The following is a 20232-nucleotide window of genomic DNA, read 5'->3' on the forward strand; positions in this document are numbered from 1 at the left end:
AAGTCCTCGTACGGCAGGTGCCGTTGCCGGAAGTCGTGGACGCGGAGCTGCTGGACGGCCCGCGGGGCGGCCCGGCCGCCGCCGTGGGACGGCGCGCCTCCGGTGAACTGCCCGCGGTGCGCAGGGCGATCGCGGCGGCGCAGGCGGCCGCGTCCGTGCCGGACCATCCGCGGCTGGACCAGGTCTTCGACGTGTTCGCCGAGGGCGGGTCGCTGTGGATAGTGAGCGAACTCGTGCCGGCCAGACCGCTGGCGGCGCTCATAGCCGACGAACCGCTGAGCCCGTACCGCGCGGCGGAGGTCGCGGCGGACGTGCTGACCGCGCTGCGGGTGCTGCACGCGCACGGCTGGACGCACCGGAACATCACCACGCGCACGGTACTGATCTGCGAGGACGGCCGGGTCGTGCTGACCGGGCTGGCCGCGGGGGCGGCGGAGGACGCCCTGTGCGGATACGACCCGGTCCCGCCGCGGGAGGGCGTGTGGCCCTTCGAGGGCGACGGGTACGCGGCCGCCATCACCCCGGGGGCCGCCGGAACGGGTCCTGAGGGCGGAGCGGTCGCCGGACGTGCGGCGGGGCCCGGCGGGTCCGCCGCCGCGGGCGGAGCGCTGGCCGGGTACGGAGCCGGCGCCGACTCGGGAGCCGTGACCAGGTACGCAGCCGGGCCGGACCCGACCTTCGACAGCGACAGCTACAGCCGCAGCGACAGCGGCACCGGCGCGGGACCGGCCGTTCGCGGGCCGGGATCCGGGGCCGGTGACGGGGCCGGAGCCGAGGCGGCGGCGTACGCGCCCCTCGTGGCTCCCGGATACGACACGGGGCCGCGCTACACCGACCACATCACCCCCGGGGGCTCCGGGGAACGGCCCGACCTGAAGGCCGCCGCGCGGGCCGGGGCCATCGCCGCGTACCGGGCCGGGGCGCAGGCCGCCGCGCGGATCACCGAGCAGCGCAAGGCCGGAGCGGAGCCCGGGCAGGAGGCCGCGGCGGAGCCGAGGCCCGCGGGCTCGAACCTGCCGCGGGGGTACTCGTACCCGTACGGCGGCCCGGAGGGCGGCGGGGCCTGGCACGGGGCCACCCCGCGCCGCCAGGCCCTGCCCCCGGCGGAGACCGAGGCCCTGCCCCCGGCGGAGACCGCACCCCTGCCCCCGGCGGAGACCGAGGCACGGGCCCCGCAGAGCGAGCAGCCGCCGCAGGGCGCACCGGCCCCGCCGGCCCCGCAGCGCGCACCGCAGCGCGCGGCGGCCCTGCCTCCCGTGCCGGCCCGCCCCGTGCTGCCCGCGCAGCTCGCCCTTCCCCAGGGCTACCGCCAGGCCGACGCCCCGGACACCCCGGACGGGCCCGCCACGGGCCGGTTCGGCCACGGCGACCCGCAGCGCCCCGGTACGCCCGGCCCCGCCACCCGCCCGGCGGCGGGCCCCGGCTCCGGCTACGGGCAGCCCCGGCCCGGGCAGGGCGGAACCCCGCCCCGGACCCAGCCGCAGCACGAGTCCCCGGCCCCGGCAACGGCTCCGGCAACGGCTCCGGCCGGTGGCGGATGGGGGAGCGGGCCCCGCAGCGGGCTCGATGCCGAGCGGGCGCGGCAGACGCGGATGGCCGTCGTCGGGGCCGTCACCGAGCGATGGTCGCCCGAGCAGGCGCAGGCCGTGCACGGGCCCTGGCAGCTGGCCGCTCCCGTCGGGCCCGCCACCGACCTCTGGGGGCTCGGCGCGCTGCTGTACCGGGCCGTACAGGGCCACGCCCCGTATCCCGAGGACAGCGTCGCCGAGCTCGTGGAGCTGGTCTGCGCCGAGTCCCCGGCCTTCGCCGAGGAGTGCGGCCCGCTGCGCCCGGTCGTGGAGTCGCTGCTGCGCCAGGACCCGACCGAGCGGCCCGACTTCGAGGAGCTGCGCGGCTGGCTGCGCTCCCTCGTGCGCTCCGCCCCCGAGCCCGACGGCGGCTTCGCGATGTTCCCGCTGCCGGAGCCGGATCCCGCCCGGCTGCCCGTCGTACGGCGCCGCGGCGATCTGCACGGCCGCCACCGCAGCGCCGAACACCCCCGCAAGCCGCGCTCGCTGGGGCGCTCCCTGCTGCTCGGGATACTCGCCCTGCTCGCGGGAGCCGTGGCCTACGCCATGTTCTTCATGCCGCAGTCGGCCGGTCAGGGCGGGCAGAAGGCGGCCGGGATGGGTCAGCCCAGCCACGCGCAGAGCCAGGGCCAGAGCCCCGGCCCGAGCCCGAGCCCGAAGCCGAGCGGCTCCGGCCAGGCCCCCAGCCCCTCCGTCCACGCCGGCCGCCCAGTAGATGAGGGCGGGCATGGCGGCCATGACGATGCCGATGGTCGACATCCGCCAGCGGCCGGCCATGCTGGAGCGCACTTCGAGGTCGACGAGCTGCTCGGACTCCTCGGCGCAGGACTTGGTGAGGGAGTCGGCGCGGCCCATCGTTCGGCCGAGCAGGATGCCGCTGACCGACAGGGACTCGGTGACCGTCGCGGCCATCGTGGCCAGCTGCTTCTGGCCCGGCGCGGTGATCTTCTTTCGCTCGCGGCCGACCCCGCGGGTGCAGCCGGCCCCGCGGGTGAGGGCGGGGGCGCCGGTGAGGGGCGGTGGTCTGGTCGCTCCGGCATCGCAGGTCAGCTCCCGGTCGAACGGGTGTTTACGGGCAAGGGGCAGGATATCCGGGTGAATGGTTCCCAGGGTCTCTCGCCGTCTGGGAGTCGGGGTTCCCGGGCCCGCCGGGGCCGTTGGGAAGGCTTTCCCTTCGTCGGATCGTGCGATCGAGTTTTGGGTTGCGGACAGGGACTGTCCGCAACGAGGGTTAGTTTGGCGGCATGGCCTCCAGGACGCCCCACCCCGTGCTCGACACCCGTTCGCTCAACCGTGCCACGCTCGCCCGCCAGCTGCTCCTGAACCGCGCCGAGATGTCCGCGGCCGACGCCGTCGAGCACCTGCTCGGGCTGCAGGCCCAGAACGTGAAGCCCCCGTACTTCCAGCTCCACGCCCGCCTCGCCGGCTTCCGCCCCGCCGAGCTCGCCGGGCTCATGGAGTCCCGCGAGGCCGTCCGGATCGTCACCATGAGGTCCACCATCCACACCCACACGGCCCACGACGCGCTCACCCTGCGGCCGCTCGTCCAGCCCGCCCGCGACCGCGAGGTCACCTACTTCCGCAAGGGCCTCACCGGAGTGGACCTGGACGCCCTGGCCGAGCACGCGCGGGCGTTCGTCGAGGCCGAGCCGCGCACCATGGCGGAGATCCGCGAGGAGCTGCTCACGCGGTGGCCGGACGCCGATCCGCAGTCGCTGTCCGTCGCCGCCCGCTGCCGCCTGCCGCTCGTCCAGGTGACCCCGCGCGGGGTGTGGGGCAGGAGCGGGCAGGTACGGCTCACCACCCTGCGGAAGTGGGTGGGCGACGGAGACGGCCGGGACGAGGGCGCGGCGGCCTCCGTCGACGAGGCCGTCCTGCGCTACCTCGGGGCCTTCGGGCCCGCCTCCGTCAAGGACATGCAGACCTGGGCCGGCCTCACGCGGCTGCGCGAGGCCTTCGAGCGGCTGCGGCCCCGGCTGGCCGTCTTCCAGGACGAGAACGGCGTCGAGCTCTTCGACCTGCCCGAGGCGCCCCGCCCCGACGCCGACGTGCCCGCCCCGCCGCGCTTCCTCCCCGAGTTCGACAACCTGCTCCTCTCCCACGCCGACCGCGCCCGCGTCATCGCCCCCGAGCTCAAGGGGCGCACCTGGTCGGGCAACCAGGCCCACTGCACCCTGCTCCTCGACGGCTTCCTCGCCGGGCTCTGGAAGGCGGACGGCGCCGCGCTCACCGTCGAGCTGTTCTCCCCCGTCTCCGCGCGGCAGGAGGAGGAGATCGTCGCCGAAGGCGAAGCCCTCCTCGCCGCCATGGCCGAGGACGCGGAGCCCACCGCCGGCGCCCGTGTCCGCTTCGGGTCAATCCGCGGCTGACGCCGCTCTGGTGACCCCCGTACCCGACACGGCACGATGCCTGACATGACCGAGAACACGGCGCACGCGCCGTACGTGAATCCAGACGCCACCGCCCGGTTCCTCGCGGCGCGCGACTTCCTCCTGGAGCGCCGCGGGGACTACGAAGCCGCCCGCGCCGGATTCACCTGGCCCCGCCCCGAGCGCTTCAACTGGGCCCTGGACTGGTTCGACCACATCGCCACCGGGAACGGCACCGACGCCCTGCGGATCGTCGAGGAGGACGGCACCAGCCGGGGCGTCTCCTTCGGGGAGATGGCCAACCGCTCCGACTCCGCCGCCAACTGGCTGCGCGCCCAGGGCGTCGCCGCCGGCGACCGGATCCTCGTCATGCTCGGCAACCAGCGCGAGCTGTGGGAGGTGATGCTCGCCGCCATGAAGCTGCGGGCCGTCGTCATCCCCGCCACCCCGCTCCTCGGCCCCGCCGACCTGCGCGACCGCGTGGAGCGGGGCCAAGTGCGCCACGTCATCGCGCGGGCCGAGGACACGGCCAAGTTCGAGGGGGTCCCCGGCGGGTACACCCGGATCGCGGCCGGGCCCGAGGCCCCGACCGGATGGCGGCGGCTGGAGGACATCTACGACACCGACTGCCACTTCACCCCGGACGGCGAGACCCTCGCCACCGACCCGCTGATGCTGTACTTCACCTCGGGCACCACCGCCCGGCCCAAGCTCGTCGAGCACACGCACGCCTCGTACCCGATCGGGCACCTGTCCACCATGTACTGGCTCGGGCTGCGCCCCGGCGACGTGCACCTCAACATCGCCTCGCCCGGCTGGGCCAAACACGCCTGGTCCAACCTCTTCGCCCCGTGGAACGCCGGCGCCACCGTCTTCGTCCACAACTACGCGCGCTTCGACCCCGAGCGGCTGATGGCCGAAATGGACCGGCACGGCGTGACGAGCTTCTGCGCCCCGCCCACCGTGTGGCGGATGCTGATCCAGTCCGACCTCACCCTGCTCCGCACCCCGCCGCGCGAGGCCGTCGCCGCGGGCGAGCCGCTCAACCCCGAGGTCATCGACAAGGTCCGCGAGGCGTGGGGGGTGACCATCCGCGACGGCTTCGGCCAGACCGAGACCACCCTGCAGGTCGGCAATTTCCCCGGCGCACCCGTCAAGCCGGGCTCGATGGGCCGCCCCGCCCCCGGCTACGAGATCGTGCTGCTCGACCCGGTCAGCGGCAAGGAGTCCGCCGACGAGGGCGAGCTGTGCGTGGCCCTCGGCCCCCGCCCCGCGGGGGTGATGACCGGCTACCGCGACGACGCCGAGCGCACCGCCGAGGCCATGGCCGGCGGCCTCTATCGCACCGGCGACATCGCCTCGCGCGACGCCGACGGGTACCTCACCTACGTGGGCCGGGCCGATGACGTCTTCAAGGCCTCCGACTACAAGATCAGCCCGTTCGAGCTGGAGAGCGCCCTGCTGGAGCACGAGGCCGTGGCGGAGGCCGCCGTCGTCCCCGCGCCGGACGAGCTGCGCCTCGCCGTCCCGAAGGCGTACGTCACGCTCGCCGCGGGCTGGCAGCCCGGGCCGGAGACGGCCCGCGTGCTCTTCGCGCACTCCCGCGCTGTGCTGTCCCCCTACAAGAGGATCCGCCGCATCGAATTCGCCGAGCTCCCCAAGACCGTGTCCGGGAAGATCCGCCGGGTGGAACTGCGGGAGCTCACCGCGGCCGGCTCGGCGGCGGAGTACGACGAGGCGGAGCTGACCTGAGCCCGGGCGGTACGGTACGGGGCCGCGCGCGCGGCCCCGCTGAGGCGACCCCGTACCGGCGGCGGCCCCGCGGAGGCGACCCCGTACCGGCGGCGGCCCCGCGGAGGCGACCCCGTACCGGCGGCGGCTACGCGGAGGCGGGGAGCAGCGCCTCGATGGCCTCGATGACCTCGGGGGCCTCGGGCTCGGTGCGCGGGCGGAAGCGGCCCACGACCTCGCCGGCCGGGGAGATGAGGAACTTCTCGAAGTTCCAGGTGATGTCCCCGGCCTCGCCCTCGGCGTCCGGGATCTTCACCAGCTCCTGGTACAGCGGGTGCCGGTTCTCACCGTTGACCTCGGACTTCTCCAGCATCGGGAAGGTGACGCCGAAGCCGGCCGCGCAGAAGGTCTGGATGTCGTCCGCGTTGCCCGGCTCCTGCCCGCCGAACTGGTTGCAGGGCACGCCGATGACGGTGAAGCCCTTCTCCTCGTACGTGAACTGCAGCCGGGCCAGACCCGAGTACTGGGGGGTGAGGCCGCACTGCGAGGCGGTGTTCACGAGCAGGATCGCCTTGCCCTTGTACGCGCCGAGGCTGGTGGGCTCGTCGGACAGGGTGGTCAGGGGGATGTCGTACAGGCTCATCAAGCTCTCCTCGGCAGAAAGGCAGGCAATACCCCCCGAGCCTAGGCCCCTGCCGCGACGAGTCCGTCCGCCGGGTCGTTGACCGGCTGCGGCATGCCCGTGAGGTCCATGACGAAGAGGGGTATCCCCAGCTCGTCCGCGCGCGTGCGCGCCTCCCGGGTGTATCCGGCGAGCGAGAAGTAGACGCTCGTCGCGGAGGCGGTGAGCCCGTTCAGCCAGACGCACTCCACGGCCCGCAGCCCGGCCGGCGCCGTGGTCGGGTCCACCTGGGCGACCAGGCCCGGGGCCCGCAGGTCCACCGCCGCCGAGGGGATGGGCCGGCCGTCGGGCTGGCGCACGTCCTGGAAGCCGAGCCAGCGCAGGTACAGGGCGGCCGTGGCCACCGCGTCCCGGGCGGTACGGATGGTCACGGGGCGGAAGGCGGGGCGCGGCACCGGCCGGCTGGGTCCGGTGCCCGGTCCCGCGCCCGCGCCCGGTCCCGCGCCCGCGCCCGGACCCGCGCCCGGACCGGAGCCCGCGCCCGGACCCGCGCCCGGACCGGAGCCCCGGTCCTGGGGAGCGGGGCGGCTCCCGGAGCTCCCGCTGCTCCCGCCGCTCTCCGGGGCCGGCCCTCCGGGCGCGGTCCCCGCGGGCGGGTCCGTCCGTACCTCCCCGCCCGCGGACTCCCGCGAAAGCTGCGCGGGGGACCCCTGCGGCCCCTGGGGCGGCGTTCGTACGACCGGCACGACCGGCACCGCCGGCGCCGCGGGCGGCAGCGGCGCTGCCGGCGGGTGCACGGGAATCAGCACCACCGTCCCGCAGGACCCGCACCCGACCTCCGGGTGCGGCCAGTCGCTCTCCCGCCCGCAGGATCCGCAGCGCACCGTCACCCACCCCTCCGACCAGGTGCGGTGGGTGAGCTCCTGGGGTGGCGCCGCCAGGTCCAGCGGCGGGATGACCGGGGTCCCGCAGGCGCAGGGGAAGACCGGGGTGACGTAGTCGTTCTCCCGCAGGCACGCCGGGCAGCGCACCGGTACCGCATCCGCCATGAGAACCGGACCCCCTCCGTCGCTGTGCGTACGGCCATGCTCCACCACCCGCCACCGCGGAGGCGGCCAGACCCTCGATTTTCAGTCGAGCCCTGGTCTTTCGTACAACTCACCGACCGAGACGCGGCTTTTGGTGGGTTCCGGGCTGCCGTACCGCCTTGACGTGTGCGGAGTCGCCGCTTAGCTTGTTCCGTATAGCAGAACAAAACTTCCGGATTACGGAAAAGCCTGACCGCCAGACCCGCAGGAGAACTCGATGCCTCGTATGACAGCCGCCGCCGCTGCAGTGGAGATCCTCAAGCTTGAGGGTGTCGAACAAGCGTTCGGCGTTCCCGGTGCTGCGATCAACCCGTTCTACCGCGAGCTCAAGAACGTGGGCGGCATCGCACACACGCTGGCCCGCCACGTCGAAGGCGCCTCGCACATGGCCGAGGGGTACACCCGCGCCAAGGCCGGCAACATCGGTGTCTGCATCGGCACCTCGGGCCCGGCCGGCACCGACATGATCACCGGTCTGTACTCCGCGATCGCGGACTCGATCCCGATCCTGTGCATCACCGGTCAGGCTCCGGTCGCGAAGCTCCACAAGGAGGACTTCCAGGCCGTCGACATCGCCTCGATCGCCAAGCCGGTCACCAAGAAGGCGACGACCGTTCTGGAGGCCGCCCAGGTTCCGGGCGTGTTCCAGGAGGCCTTCCACCTGATGCGCTCCGGCCGTCCGGGCCCGGTCCTGATCGACCTCCCGATCGACGTCCAGCTGACCGAGATCGAGTTCGACCCCGAGACCTACGCGCCGCTGCCGGTCTACAAGCCGGCCGCCACCCGCGCCCAGGCCCGCAAGGCCCTTCAGTTCCTGCTCGAGTCCGAGCGCCCGCTGATCGTCTCCGGCGGCGGCATCATCAACGCCGACGCCTCCGACCTGCTGGTCGAGTTCGCCGAGCTGACCGGCGTCCCGGTCATCTCCACCCTCATGGGCTGGGGCACCATCCCGGACGACCACGCGCTGGCCGCCGGCATGGTCGGTGTGCAGACCTCGCACCGCTACGGCAACGCGACGTTCCTCGAGTCGGACTTCGTCCTCGGCATCGGCAACCGCTGGGCCAACCGCCACACCGGTTACAACCTCGAGGCCTACACCAAGGGCCGCAAGTTCGTCCACGTCGACATCGAGCCGACCCAGATCGGCAAGATCTTCGCCCCGGACTTCGGCATCGCCTCGGACGCCAAGGCGGCCCTGGAGCTCTTCATCGAGATCGCGAAGGAGCTCAAGGCCGAGGGCAAGCTGCCCGACTTCGGCGCCTGGGCCGCCTCCGCCCAGGAGCGCAAGGCGACGCTGCTGCGCCGTACGCACTTCGACAACATCCCCATGAAGCCGCAGCGCGTCTACGAGGAGATGAACAAGGCCTTCGGCCCGGAGACCCGCTACGTCACCACCATCGGTCTGTCCCAGATCGCCGGTGCGCAGATGCTGCACGTCTACAAGCCGCGCAACTGGATCAACTGCGGCCAGGCCGGCCCGCTCGGCTGGACCATCCCCGCCGCGATCGGTGCCGCCACGGCGGATCCGGAGACCCCGATCGTCGCCCTGTCCGGCGACTACGACTTCCAGTTCATGATCGAGGAGCTGGCGGTCGCCGCCCAGCACAAGGTCCCCTACGTCCACGTCCTCGTGAACAACGCCTACCTGGGTCTGATCCGTCAGGCGCAGGGCGGTCTGGGCATCAACTTCGAGGTCAACCTCGAGTTCGAGAACATCAACGCCCCCGAGCTGGGTGTCTACGGCGTCGACCACGTCAAGGTCGCCGAGGGCCTGGGCGTCAAGGCGATCCGCGTCACCGACCCGGACCAGCTGGGCGAGGCCTTCGAGACGGCCAAGAAGTGGGCCCAGGAGTACCAGGTCCCGGTCGTCGTCGAGGCCATCCTCGAGCGCATCACCAACATCTCGATGAGCAAGACGGTCGACATGAGCGACGTCACCGAGTTCGAAGAGATCGCGACCGAGCTGGAGCACGCCCCGACCGCGATCCGCAACACGCTGTCCGCCTAGTCCCATCAGGCTGGTCTAGCACCACCGAACGGCCCCCGTCCCTCCTCCAGGAGGAACGGGGGCCGTTCCGCGTGCCATCCGGGGCACAGGTCCCGGAGGCGTCCCGCGCCGCGGAACGCGCCACGGAACGCGCCGCAGGAGGCCGGCGTTCAGGGCATCCGGACGACGACGACGGTGATCCGGCCGACGATCGCGGCGACCTTCACGGTGCCGCCTTCACGGCCGTCTTCGCGGCCGCCTCATGGCGGACCGCGGCCCGTCCGCCCGGACCCGGTCAGGGGCGCGTCCGATGCCGCCCGGCCCCGCCGGGGCGTTCCCCCGGACCTCAGGCGGTCGGGTCGGGCAAGATCTCCCGGACCTCTTGCGCACAGCGGCACGCGGCAGCGAGTTTGGCAGCCCACTCCAGCGCGTCCTCGCGCGAGGGCACATCGATGACCGAGAACCCGCCGAGGACCGCCTTGGTCTCCGGGTACGGGCCGTCGGTGACGGTCCCATCGGTGGCCACGACGCTCGCCCGCTGCCTCTCCAGTCCACCGCCGAAGACCCACACGGCGGCCTCCCGAGCCTCCCGGACCACCGCCAGCGAGGCCTCGGCCACCTCGGACAGCTCCTCCGCGGGGAAGGTCATCGCGCCGTCATCGAACGAGATCAGGTACCGCGCCATACATGGCTCCCTCATGACCCCCTTGGCCTTTGCCCCCCCCGGCCGCCCTCACGCTAGTGCTGTGACCGGGAAGGTCCGGTGCGCCCGCGCCATCGCCCGGGCATGCCAAAGAGCCGAGTCACGGGACCGTCCGTGACTCGGCTCTTTGAGTGTGTGCTGCTTGTTACCGCCCGACGGTACGAGGCTGGCGCGACAGGACGTTCGCACCGCCGGGCGGAGAGGGTGGGGGAGGTGTTCCTCCGCATGCAGGGGACTCTGTGCGTGGCCCCTATATATAGAGGAGTGATTGGCTGGGACCGTGGCGAACGGCGACGAGAACTCCGGCTTCGTCTCCCTCAGGTCAAGAGACGGGCCTCGGAACCCATTACCACCGCACTGGCTCGCTCGCTCGCCACGGTCCTCGTCCTGCCCTCACCGCGTACCACCCCTCATCCGGGTCCGCAGTGTGGGCTCGGCACCCGGAACCTGACCTCCCGTCAGGATCCCGGTGCAGCTTGTGTGGCTCAGGCGTCGCGCAGGGCGCGGACGGCCTCCTCGACGCGCTTGCCGTAGTCGGCGTCCGCGGCGTGGAAGTGAGCCAGGTTCTTCTCGATGACGTCCTCGAGGGTGACCTGAGACAGGCCGCCGGCGATGGTCGCCACCAGACGCTGCTTCTCGGCCTCCGACATCAGGCGGTAGAGCTCACCGGCCTGGAAGAAGTCGTCGTCCTTGGTGTGGGCCGGGGCCTCGTGGGTGCCCGTGTAGCCGGAGACGGCCTTCGGGGCGCCCAGCGCCAGGCCGGTCTCGGCCGGACCCTGGAACGAGTTGGGCTCGTAGTTCTTGTCGTGGCGCGAGCCGTTGCGCAGCGCCATGACGCCGTCGCGGCCGTAGTTGTCGGCCTTCGTGGCCTTCGGGGCGTTGACCGGGATCAGGGTGTGGTTCACACCGAGGCGGTAGCGCTGGGCGTCGGCGTACGCGAAGAGGCGGCCCTGGAGCATCTTGTCCGGCGAGGCGGTGATGCCCGGGACGAAGTTGTTCGGGGAGAACGCGGCCTGCTCGACCTCGGCGAAGACGTTGTCGGGGTTCCGGTCGAGGACCAGGCGGCCGACACGCTGCAGCGGGTAGTCCGTGTGCGGCCACACCTTGGTGAGGTCGAACGGGTTGAAGCGGTAGTCCGCGGCCTCGGCGGCGGGCATGATCTGGACGTAGAGGGTCCAGCTCGGGTTCACGCCGCGCTCGATCGCCTGCAGCAGGTCGGTCTGGTGCGAGTTGGCGTCCGAGCCGACGAGCTCGGCGGCCTGCTCGCCCGACAGGCAGCGGATGCCCTGGTTCGTCTTGAAGTGGTACTTGACGAAGAAGGACTCGCCCTGCTCGTTCGTCCACTGGTACGTGTGGGAGCCGTAGCCGTTCATGTGGCGGTACGACGCGGGGATGCCGCGGTCACCCATCAGCCAGGTGATCTGGTGCGTCGCCTCGGGGGCGTGCGCCCAGAAGTCCCAGACGTTGTCCGCTTCCTGCTTGCCCGTGAAGGGGTCGCGCTTCTGCGAGTGGATGAAGTCGGGGAACTTGATCGGGTCCTTGATGAAGAACACCGGGGTGTTGTTGCCGACGAGGTCGTAGTTGCCCTCTTCGGTGTAGAACTTGAGCGCGAAGCCGCGCGGGTCGCGGACCGCGTCCGCGCCACCCAGCGAGTCGGCCACGGTGGAGAACCGCAGGAAGGTCTCGGTCTTCTTGCCGACCGTGTTCAGGAACGCGGCGCTGGTGTACGCGGTGACGTCGTCGGTCACCTCGAAGTGGCCGTACGCGGCGCTGCCGCGGGCGTGCACCACACGCTCCGGGATGCGCTCGCGGTTGAACCGGGCAAGCTTCTCGAGGAGCTGCTGGTCCTGGACCAGGAGCGGGCCACCGACGCCGGCGGTAGCGGAGTTCTGGTTGTCGGCGACCGGGGCGCCAGACTCGGTCGTCAGCGTGCGCTTCGACATGGTGACCTTCCGTACGGGGAACTGCTGACGGAAATCGTCTTCCGTCATGCGGAACAGACTAATTTCGGTATGAACCTGACGTCAACAGTTTGTTGAAAAGAAAGATGGAGGAGAGGTGATCCGGACGGTGCCGGCGCTTGGGCGCGACAGGACAGGTGTCAGCACCGGCACCATCCGGAAACTCAGGTCCCCGCGAGCGGGGAGGGGGGCGGCCCGGTGAACGGGCCGCCGATCAGAGCGAAGCTCAGATCTGGGCGCCGGAGAGGCGCTCGACCGCGCGCAGCAGCGCGGAGTGGTCCAGGCCACCGTCACCCTGGGCGCGCAGCGAGGCGACCAGCTGGGCGACGACCGCGCCGACCGGGAGGGCCGCACCGACGTTGCGGGCGGCGTCGGTGACGATGCCCATGTCCTTGTGGTGCAGGTCGATCCGGAAACCGGGCTTGAAGTCGCGGTTCAGGAAGTTGTTCTTCTTGCGGGTCAGGACCGTGGAGCCGGCCAGGCCGCCGTTGAGGACGTCCAGAGCGGCTTCGAGGTTGACGCCCGACTTCTCGAGGAAGACGACGGCCTCGGCGCACGCCTGGATGTTCACCGCGACGATGAGCTGGTTGGCAGCCTTCACCGTCTGGCCGGAGCCGTGCGGACCGCACAGGACGATGGTCTTGCCGAGGGCCTCGAGGACCGGCAGGGCCTCGTCGAAGTCGGCCTGCTCGCCACCCACCATGATCGACAGGACGGCCTCGATGGCACCGGCCTCGCCACCGGACACCGGGGCGTCGATGACGCGGATGCCCTTGGCGGCGGCGTTCTTCGCCAGGTCGATCGAGGTCTGCGGGGTGATCGACGACATGTCGATGATCAGCGCGCCGGACTTGGCGTTCTCGAGGATGCCGTTCTCACCGTAGGAGATGGCCTCGACCTGCGGGGAGGCGGGCACCATCGTGATGATCACGTCGGCGTCCTTGACCGCGTCGGCGATCGAACCGGCGGCGGAGCCACCGGCCGCGGCGAGGCGGTCCAGCTTGTCCTGCTCCAGCGTGAAGCCGGTGACCGAGTAGCCGGCCTTCAGGAGGTTCTCGGCCATGGGCGAGCCCATGATTCCGAGTCCGACCCATGCAATCGACGGGAGCGCAGCGGGGTTGCTCATGATGAGGGTCCTTCTCTTAATGCTTCGTACGAAAAGTTCGTCAGGTGCCTGGCTGTTCGCCCGGACTTTTCCGCCTACTTCGCGGCGCGGGCCTCGGCGGGCAGCCACGCGAAGGAGGCGGCGGCGTCGGCGGCCTTGTACTCGAGACCGACAAAGCCCTGGTAGCCGGCCTTCTGGAGCTGGTCGAGCAGCTCTTCGAGGGGCAGCTCACCGGTGCCGGGGGCACCTCGTCCCGGCTTGTCCGCGATCTGGACGTGCCCGGTCTTGGCGGCATACTTTTCGATGACCTCGGAGAGGTCCTCATCGTTCATCGCCAGGTGGTACAGGTCGAGGAGGAACTTGGCGTTGCCGAGGCCGGTGGCCTCGTTCACCTTGTCCACGATCTCGATGCCGGCCGGGGCGCTCACCAGCGGGTAGAGCGGCGACTCGGGCTTGTTGAGGGTCTCGATCAGGAGGATCGCGCCGACGCGGTCCGCGGCCTGAGCCGCCACGACCAGGTTCTTCAGCGCGAGCTCGTCCTGAACGGCCGGGTCCACGCCTTCGACGCGGTTGCCGTAGAGGGCGTTCAGCGCCTTGCAGCCGACCGAGGCGGCGAAGTCCGCCGCCACGTTGATGTTGGCGTTGAAGCGCTCCGACTCCTCACCGGGAACCGACACCGCACCGCGGTCCGGTCCCGGCAGCTGGCCGGCGTAGAAGTTCAGGCCCACCAGCTGGGTGCCGGCGTCCTCAAGAGCCTTCTTGAGGGCGTCGAGCTCCGCCTGGGCGGGGGTGGGGGTCTCGATCCAGGGCCACCACAGCTCGACCGCCGTGAAGCCCGCTGCGGCGGCTGCCGCGGGACGCTCCAGGAGCGGGAGTTCCGTGAAGAGGATCGAAAGATTTACATCGAAGCGCTGGTCCGTGTATCCCATGAGGGGTGTGCGCTCCTTCCGTATTGCGGAAGTTAGTTTCTGCCTGATGGAAGACTGCAAGCCCGGTGTCTCACTTGTCAAGTACCGACTGCCGAAAAGTCCGGACTGCGGGGTAGCTTGAGCCGCGTGCGATTGAGAGTGGAGTTCACGACCGAGCCCTTCGATCTCGAAGAGGCCCCTGCCCATGCCGTGGCCGCTCGCGAGGTCATCCAGAAGGCCCAGCTGGACGCGGTGGACGTCGGCCCGTTCGGCAACACCGCCGAGGGGGAGGCCGCCGAGGTGCTGACCGCGGTCACCGCGCTGCTGCGCGATTCGCTGGAGGCCGGAGCGACGCGCGTCTCGCTCCAGGTCAACGTGGTGCGGGAGGAGACGCCATGACCGAGCCCCGCGACCACCCGTTCGTCACCGCGGTGAAGCCGCTGGTGGACGCGATGGGCGGCGAGCTGATGGATCCCGCGCTGGCCCAGCCCGACGACGTGGTGCTGGCCTGGGAGGGTCAGGACCTGCTGGCCGTACGGCTGCCGCAGCTCTCCGACTCGCTGGACCACATCCTGGCGGCGCTGGAGCGCCGGCACGGCGTACCGTTGTCGCAGCTCGACCGGAAGTCCAAGCAGGACACCGTGCGGATACTCGAGGCACGCGGCGCCTTTTCCGTGAGGCACGGCGTGGAGACGGTCGCGGGAGCCCTGGGCGTAAGCCGTTTCACGGTCTACAACTACTTGAACCGGGAAAACCCGAACAAAAACAACCAAGAGTAAGACCCGCTTGACCCACGGTGACGAGCCGCCGCCCTATTCACCCGGGCGGCGGCTTTTGTGTACGGGAAGTTTCAACAAAGTGTTGACGCCGTGTTGTCGAAGGCGTTAGCTATGCCCAGCCCGTCAAAGCAACAAGGCCACGGAGGCCTACCGTGACTTCGAGTCCGACCCCGGGTCTCACCCGGTTCAACACCTTGGACGACAGCGCGGCCACGGCCGAACTGCACGAGGTGTGCGCCAGCTCGGCGTGGGGGAGCAAACTGCTCGCCCAGCGTCCCTTCGCCAGCGCCGACACCCTGTTCTCCGCGAACGAGGCCGCCATGGCCGAGCTCACCGCGGAGGACCTGGCCGAGGCGATGGGAGGCCACGCGCCGATCGGCCGGCCGAAGCCGGGAGACCCGACCTCCGCCCGCGAGCAGCGTGGCATGGCCGGTGCCCCGGAGGAGCTCAAGACCGAGCTCCTCGAACTGAACCTGGCCTACCAGGACAAGTTCGGCCACGTCTTCCTCATCTGCGCCACCGGTGCGACCGGTGAGTTCATGCGGGACGCGGTCAAGGTCCGGATCGGCAACTCGCCGGAGCAGGAGCGGGAAATCGCTCGCGGCGAGCTCGTCAAGATCAACCGGATCCGCCTGACCCGCCTCGTGGAATCCGCAGAAGGAGCGTAAGACCGAGCATGAGCACTGAGACCACCGCGTCGGTGTCCACGCACATCCTGGACACCAGCATCGGAAAGCCCGCCGAAGGCGTCGCGATCTCCCTGTCGGCCCGTACGGGTCCGGGCGGCGAGTGGGCGGCCCTGGGCGGCTCCGCCACCGATGTGGACGGGCGCTGCAAGGACCTGCCGGCTCTGCCGGAGGGCACCACCCACGTACGCCTCGACTTCGAGACCGAGACGTACTTCTCAATGAAGCAAGCCGAGGCGCAGCAGGACGCCCCCCGCGTAAGGGACAGCGGTGCGTTTTTCCCGGAGGTCACCATCACCTTTGCGGTGAACCCGGGCGAGCACTATCACGTACCGCTGCTGCTCAACCCGTTCGGCTACTCCGTTTACCGAGGGAGCTAGCAGACATGCCCACGATTCTCGGCCAGAACCAGTACGGCAAAGCAGAGAACCGCGTAGTCAAGATCACGCGGGATGGCGACACCCATCACATCAAGGACCTGAACGTCTCGGTCGCCCTCTCGGGTGACATGGACGACGTCCACTACTCCGGCTCGAACGCCAACGTCCTGCCGACGGACACCACCAAGAACACGGTGTACGCGTTCGCCAAGGAGTACGGCATCGAGTCCGCCGAGCAGTTCGGCATCCACCTGGCGCGCTGGTTCGTCAACAGCCAGGAGCCGATCCAGAAGGCGCGCATCCGGATCGAGGAGTACTCCTGGTCCCGGATCGCCACCTCGGACGCCAACTCCAAGTTCATCGGCTCCGACGAGGTGAACCACTCCTTCCTCCGCAACGGCGGCGAGACCCGGGTCACCCAGATCACGTACGACGGCAAGAACTGGGAGGTCATCTCCGGCCTCAAGGACCTCGTCGTCATGAACTCCACGAACTCCGAGTTCTGGGGTTACGTGAAGGACAAGTACACGACCCTGAAGGAGGCCTACGACCGCATCCTGGCGACCCAGGTTTCGGCTCGCTGGCGCTTCGCCTGGTCGGATGACGAGCAGCGGATGCCCAACTGGGAGAAGTCCTACGCCGAGACCCGGAAGCACATGCTCCAGGCCTTCGCGGAGACCTACTCCCTCTCGCTGCAGCAGACCCTGTACCAGATGGGTTCGCGCATCATCAACCACCGTTCGGAGATCGACGAGGTCCGCTTCTCGCTCCCGAACAAGCACCACTTCCTCGTCGACCTGGAGCCCTTCGGCCTCAAGAACGACAATGAGGTGTACTTCGCCGCGGACCGCCCGTACGGTCTGATCGAGGCGACGGTCCTCCGCGACGGCGTCGACGCCCGTATCCCCGTGGACATGACCAACCTCTGATGCGGCACGCGCGTCCCGGGGCTCCGCAGTGGCCCCGGGGCGGTGCGACACCCTTCAACTTCCTGAATCGGCACCCGGACGCACCACGCGGGGCGGCAGTACTGTCAGCTGTCAAGGCCCCCGGCTCCGGCACTCAAATCCCCTGGGTTTTGCCGTGCCCGCACCGCCACTGAAAGCACGAGGAAGTCCCATGGCAGCATCGGCAGCCAATGACAGCGCCGTAGAGCGCATCGTCATCGAGAACTGTGCGATTGCAACCGTTGATGCGAACGACACCGAGTACGCCTCGGGCTACGTCGTCGTCGCAGGAAACAAGATCGAGGCCATCGGCGCGGGCAAGGCCCCCGAGAACCTCGACAATGTGGTCCGCCGCATCGACGGCACGGGTCACCTCGTCACCCCGGGTCTGGTCAACACCCACCACCACTTCTACCAGTGGATCACGCGTGGTCTGGCCACCGACCACAACCTGTTCAACTGGCTCGTCGCGCTGTACCCGACGTGGGCGCGCATCGACGAGCAGATGACGTACACGGCCGCGCAGGGCTCCCTCGCCGCGATGGCCAAGGGCGGCGTCACCACCGCCATGGACCACCACTACGTGTTCCCCAAGGGCTCCGGCGACCTCTCCGGCTCGATCATCCGCGCCGCGTCCGAGATGGGCGTCCGCTTCACCCTCGCCCGCGGTTCGATGGACCGCAGCGAGAAGGACGGCGGTCTGCCGCCGGACCACGCGGTCGAGACGCTCGAGGGTGCGCTCGCGGACACCGAGGCGACGGTGAAGAAGTACCACGACGCCTCCTTCGACGCGATGACCCAGGTCGCCGTCGCCCCCTGCTCCCCCTTCTCGGTCTCCACCGAACTGCTCAAGCAGGGTGCCGAGATGGCCCGCCGCCTGGGTGTGCGCATGCACACGCACGGCTCGGAGACCGTCGAGGAAGAGCAGTTCTGCAAGGAACTGTTCGGCATGGGCCCGACCGACTACTTCGAGTCGACCGGCTGGCTCGGCGAGGACGTGTGGATGGCGCACAGCGTCCACATGAACGACTCCGACATCGCCGCGTTCGCCCGCACCAAGACCGGTGTCGCGCACTGCCCGTCCTCCAACGCCCGTCTGGCCGCCGGCATCGCCCGCGTCCCGGACATGCTCGCCGCCGGTGTCCCGGTCGGCCTCGGCGTGGACGGCACCGCCTCCAACGAGTCCGGTGAACTGCACACCGAGCTGCGCAACGCGCTCCTCATCAACCGCCTGAACCCGGTCCACCGCGAGCGCGCCCTCAACGCGCGCCAGGCCCTGCGCCTCGGTACGTACGGTGGCGCCCAGGTCCTCGGCCGCGCCGACAACATCGGCTCGCTCGAGGTCGGCAAGTGCGCCGACCTGGTGATGTGGAACCTGAGCACGCTCCTGCACTCCTCGATCGCCGACCCGGTCACCGCGCTGGTCTTCGGTGCGGCCGCCCCGGTGACCCTGTCGCTGGTCAACGGCAAGCAGATCGTCGAGAACAACCGCCTCCTCTTCGCCGACGAGGACGCCATCGCGGTGTCCACCCGGGAAGAGGCCCAGCGCCTCGCGCGGATCTCCGCGCAGGCCTGATCCCACGGAGTCCGGCTGGGGGGGACGGCCCCCGGCCGGCGGCCGCGGACCCGAGCGGGGTCCGCGGCAGCCGTTCCCGGGTAGCGCCCGAGGGTTTTCCCGAAGGCGCCCCGGGGCCGGTGACTCGTGCCACTGGCCCCGCAGCCCGTGTACGACACCTCGCCACGGCACCTCCAGCTCTTTTTCCGCTTTCCGCTTTTGGCTCTCCGCGTGGAACGACTCGGGCGAACCGTTTCCGCACCCCTTGGGACAAGCATTCGCAGCACCCCGCAGCACCCACAACTCCATACAGGCTCGACTCGCACAGCTCAGCTTTCGCATCACCTCCCAGACACATCACGTCCCTGCCGACGTGTTAAACAGTTCGGAGGAAGCCGTGGCCCAGGCGCCCAGGTTTCGCAAAGACGCAGACGCAGTCGCAGTACCACAGGTCGCGGGCGACCCCGGGGTGAAACACCCGGTCGACGAGACCTTGCCACCGCTGAAAATGTTCACCAGCGGTCTCCAGCACGTAGCCGCCATGTACGCGGGTGTAGTGGCCCCGCCCATGATCGTCGGCCCGGCCGTAGGCCTCTCCGCCACCGAGACCGCCTTCCTGATGGGCGCCTCCCTCTTCACCGCAGGCATCGCCACCCTCCTCCAGACGCTCGGATTCTGGAAGATCGGCGCCAAACTCCCCTTCGTGAACGGCGTCTCCTTCGCCGGAGTCACCCCGATGATCGCCATAGGCAAGGGGGAGGGCGACAACGCCATCCCGATCATCTTCGGCGCGATCGTCGTCGCCGGCATCCTCGGCTTCTTCGCCGCCCCCTACTTCGGCCGCCTGGTCAGGTTCTTCCCGCCGGTCGTCACCGGTACGGTCATCACCCTGATCGGCGTCTCGCTGCTCCCGGTGGCCTTCAACTGGTCCCAGGGCGGCAACCGCACCGCCACCGACTACGGCTCGGTGAAGAACATCGCCATGGCCGCCGCCACCCTCGCGATCGTCCTGGTGATGCGCAAGTTCCTGCGCGGCTTCCTCCAGCAGATCTCCATCCTCCTCGGACTGGTGGCCGGCACGCTCATCGCGCTGCCGCTGGGGATGACGAACTTCGACGCCGTCGTGAACGCGGACGTCGTGGGCTTCCCGACGCCGTTCCACTTCGGGGCCCCGCAGTTCCAGGTCGCCGCGATCGTCTCCATGTGCATCGTGATGCTGGTGTGCATGACGGAGTCCACCGCCGACATCCTCGCGCTGGGCAAGATCGTCGGTCGTCCGGCGGACGCGAGGACCATCGAGGGCGGCCTGCGGGCCGACGCCCTGGGCAGCGCGGTCAGCCCGCTGTTCAACGGGTTCATGTGCAGCGCCTTCGCGCAGAACATCGGCCTGGTCGCCATGACCAAGGTGCGCAGCCGGTTCGTCGTCGCGGCCGGCGGCGGCATCCTGATCCTGCTCGGGCTGTGCCCGATGGCCGCCTCCGTCATCGGAGTCGTACCGCTGCCGGTCCTCGGCGGCGCGGGCGTGGTCCTCTTCGGCTCGGTGGCCGCCAGCGGCATCCAGACCCTGGCCGGCGCGGCCATGGAGAAGGGCGAGAACGCCCTGATCGTCGCCGCCGCGCTCGGTATCGGCCTGATCCCGATCGCGGCCCCCGGCTTCTACCACGCCTTCCCGCAGGACCTGTTGGTCGTCCTCGACTCCGGCATCAGCACCGGCTGCGTCGTGGCCATCGTGCTGAACCTGGCCTTCAACCACCTCGGCGCCAAGAAGGGCGCGGCCCAGGCCGCGGACCCGGTGCCGGTGCACTGACCGGGCTCTGCCCGGCCGGTGCGCGGAGCGGCGGTG

Annotated in this window: 16 protein-coding genes and 2 pseudogenes; 11 read left to right on the top strand and 7 right to left on the bottom strand. The window is 70.5% G+C overall.

Features of this window, described 5'->3' with window-relative positions; translation table 11 throughout:
• Window positions 1–116 precede the first annotated feature (116 nt).
• A pseudogene (locus DRB96_RS46230) lies at window positions 117–398 on the top strand (protein kinase); the annotation flags it as partial.
• Between the two features lie 1869 nt (window positions 399–2267).
• Here the strand turns inward: DRB96_RS46230 and DRB96_RS46235 are convergent.
• Window positions 2268–2543 (bottom strand): annotated as a pseudogene (locus DRB96_RS46235) (ABC transporter ATP-binding protein); the annotation flags it as partial.
• 269 nt (window positions 2544–2812) lie between these two features.
• Here DRB96_RS46235 and DRB96_RS08540 point away from each other — a divergent pair.
• Both DRB96_RS08540 and DRB96_RS08545 read left to right on the top strand, forming a co-directional pair.
• On the top strand, window positions 2813–3937 hold the full coding sequence (locus DRB96_RS08540; protein WP_112447871.1) for a winged helix DNA-binding domain-containing protein: 1125 nt from the start codon (window positions 2813–2815) through the stop codon (window positions 3935–3937).
• 45 nt (window positions 3938–3982) lie between these two features.
• Entirely contained in the window at window positions 3983–5689 is a 1707-nt protein-coding gene (locus tag DRB96_RS08545; RefSeq protein ID WP_112447872.1) for an AMP-binding protein, read from the top strand.
• Window positions 5690–5816: 127 nt separating this feature from the next.
• On the opposite strand, the gene DRB96_RS08550 is transcribed toward DRB96_RS08545, so the two are convergent.
• Together DRB96_RS08550 and DRB96_RS08555 are read right to left on the bottom strand one after the other, a co-directional pair.
• On the bottom strand, window positions 5817–6311 hold the full coding sequence (locus tag DRB96_RS08550; RefSeq protein WP_112447873.1) for a glutathione peroxidase: 495 nt from the start codon (window positions 6309–6311) through the stop codon (window positions 5817–5819).
• A 41-nt stretch (window positions 6312–6352) separates the two neighbouring features.
• A complete protein-coding gene (locus DRB96_RS08555; protein WP_112447874.1) occupies window positions 6353–7339 on the bottom strand; it encodes a hypothetical protein in 987 nt (328 codons plus the stop codon).
• Between the two features lie 256 nt (window positions 7340–7595).
• On the opposite strand from DRB96_RS08555, the gene gcl reads away from it, so the two are divergent.
• Window positions 7596–9386: a glyoxylate carboligase gene (gene gcl / locus DRB96_RS08560; protein WP_112447875.1), complete on the top strand. Its 1791-nt coding sequence runs from the start codon at window positions 7596–7598 to the stop codon at window positions 9384–9386.
• 325 nt (window positions 9387–9711) lie between these two features.
• Here gcl and DRB96_RS08565 read toward each other — a convergent pair whose 3' ends face one another.
• From DRB96_RS08565 to DRB96_RS08580, 4 genes are all read right to left on the bottom strand, one after another.
• Window positions 9712–10050, bottom strand: a complete 339-nt coding sequence (locus DRB96_RS08565; protein ID WP_112447876.1) for a YciI family protein — start codon at window positions 10048–10050, stop codon at window positions 9712–9714.
• A gap of 503 nt (window positions 10051–10553) precedes the next feature.
• On the bottom strand, window positions 10554–12011 hold the full coding sequence (locus DRB96_RS08570) for a catalase (RefSeq protein WP_112453292.1): 1458 nt from the start codon (window positions 12009–12011) through the stop codon (window positions 10554–10556).
• A gap of 244 nt (window positions 12012–12255) precedes the next feature.
• A complete protein-coding gene (locus DRB96_RS08575) occupies window positions 12256–13155 on the bottom strand; it encodes a 2-hydroxy-3-oxopropionate reductase (protein ID WP_112447877.1) in 900 nt (299 codons plus the stop codon).
• A 74-nt stretch (window positions 13156–13229) separates the two neighbouring features.
• Window positions 13230–14063 (bottom strand): TIM barrel protein, encoded by an 834-nt coding sequence (locus DRB96_RS08580; protein WP_112447878.1) that lies wholly within the window; start codon window positions 14061–14063, stop codon window positions 13230–13232.
• 126 nt (window positions 14064–14189) lie between these two features.
• On the opposite strand from DRB96_RS08580, the gene DRB96_RS08585 reads away from it, so the two are divergent.
• The 7 genes from DRB96_RS08585 (at window position 14190) to DRB96_RS08615 (ending at window position 20196) form a co-directional block, all read left to right on the top strand.
• Window positions 14190–14441, top strand: coding sequence for a thiamine-binding protein (locus DRB96_RS08585; protein ID WP_112447879.1), 252 nt, complete (start codon window positions 14190–14192; stop codon window positions 14439–14441).
• Window positions 14438–14821 (top strand): helix-turn-helix domain-containing protein, encoded by a 384-nt coding sequence (locus DRB96_RS08590; protein WP_112447880.1) that lies wholly within the window; start codon window positions 14438–14440, stop codon window positions 14819–14821. The genes DRB96_RS08585 and DRB96_RS08590 overlap by 4 nt, the downstream gene beginning before the upstream one ends.
• Before the next feature lie 152 nt (window positions 14822–14973).
• Entirely contained in the window at window positions 14974–15489 is a 516-nt protein-coding gene (gene uraD / locus DRB96_RS08595; RefSeq protein WP_112447881.1) for a 2-oxo-4-hydroxy-4-carboxy-5-ureidoimidazoline decarboxylase, read from the top strand.
• A gap of 8 nt (window positions 15490–15497) precedes the next feature.
• Window positions 15498–15887 (top strand): hydroxyisourate hydrolase, encoded by a 390-nt coding sequence (gene uraH, locus DRB96_RS08600; RefSeq protein ID WP_112447882.1) that lies wholly within the window; start codon window positions 15498–15500, stop codon window positions 15885–15887.
• Window positions 15888–15892: 5 nt separating this feature from the next.
• Window positions 15893–16816, top strand: a complete 924-nt coding sequence (gene pucL / locus DRB96_RS08605) for a factor-independent urate hydroxylase (protein ID WP_112447883.1) — start codon at window positions 15893–15895, stop codon at window positions 16814–16816.
• A 190-nt stretch (window positions 16817–17006) separates the two neighbouring features.
• On the top strand, window positions 17007–18410 hold the full coding sequence (locus tag DRB96_RS08610) for an 8-oxoguanine deaminase (protein WP_112447884.1): 1404 nt from the start codon (window positions 17007–17009) through the stop codon (window positions 18408–18410).
• A gap of 376 nt (window positions 18411–18786) precedes the next feature.
• Complete coding sequence (locus tag DRB96_RS08615) at window positions 18787–20196, top strand: nucleobase:cation symporter-2 family protein (protein ID WP_112447885.1); 1410 nt, start codon at window positions 18787–18789, stop codon at window positions 20194–20196.
• The last annotated feature ends 36 nt before the right edge of the window (window positions 20197–20232 follow it).

The organism is Streptomyces sp. ICC1 (genome assembly GCF_003287935.1).
In the GTDB taxonomy this organism is placed as follows: Bacteria; Actinomycetota; Actinomycetes; order Streptomycetales; family Streptomycetaceae; genus Streptomyces; species Streptomyces tritrimontium.